We start from the raw sequence: 905 nt of genomic DNA on the forward strand, positions 1-905 counted from the left end.
GGCCCCTATCGCCCGGACCTGGCCGTGCTGGACGACATCGAGAACGACGAGCAGGTGCGCAACCCAGACCAGCGCGACAAGCTGCAGAGCTGGCTGACCAAGACGGTGCTGCCGCTGGGTGGCGCCGGCGCCAAATTCGACGTGGTCTATATCGGCACCATCCTGCACTACGACTCGGTGCTCAGCCGCACGCTGGCCAACAAGCTGTGGCGGGCGGCCAAGTTCAAGGCGCTGTTGCAGTGGCCTCATCACATGGTCTTGTGGGAGAAGTGGGAAGAGATCCTGCGCAATGAGGGCGAGGCGCTGGCCGACGCCTACTATGGCCTGCATCAGGCGGAGATGGACGAAGGCAGCCGCTGCTCGTGGGCGGCCCGCCCGCTGCTGGCCTTGATGAAGATCCGCGTCCGCGATGGGCACGATACCTTCGACAGCGAGTATCAGAACGACCCGGTGGCCGGCGACAACGCGCCGTTCGCCAAGGTGATCCAGTTCTGGGTCAATCGTCTGGCCGAGTGGGTGTTCTACGGCGCCTGTGACCCGTCGCTCGGCAAGCAGGGCGCGAGCCGTGACCCGTCCGCGCTGCTGGTGGGCGGCTTCAACCGCCACACCGGCATCCTCGACGTGGTCGAGGCCCAGATCAAGAAGCGCCTGCCGGATCGGATCATTGAAGACGTGATCAGCCTGCAGGCCGAATACCGTTGCCTGGTGTGGTCGGTGGAAACGGTCCAGTTCCAGGCCTTCCTGTACTCGGAGCTGGTCAAGCGTTCGGCGGCACGCGGTATCCCGGTACCGGCCCGCGCCGTGACGCCGATCGCCGACAAGCTGCTGCGCATCGAGAGCCTGCAGCCGCATATGGCCAACGGGCTGATCAGGTTACATGCCAGTCAGACGACGCTGGTGGATCA

1 protein-coding gene is annotated in these 905 nt (G+C 65.1%); it reads left to right on the forward strand.

Translation table 11 applies throughout. The features are described from left to right. Positions 1-905 (forward strand): phage terminase large subunit (gene terL, locus ABWL39_RS20835; RefSeq protein WP_367796115.1); only part of this gene is annotated, 905 nt, incomplete at both ends.

The sequence above is a fragment of the Chitinivorax sp. PXF-14 genome (genome assembly GCF_040812015.1).
Lineage (GTDB): Bacteria > Pseudomonadota > Gammaproteobacteria > Burkholderiales > SCOH01 > JBFNXJ01.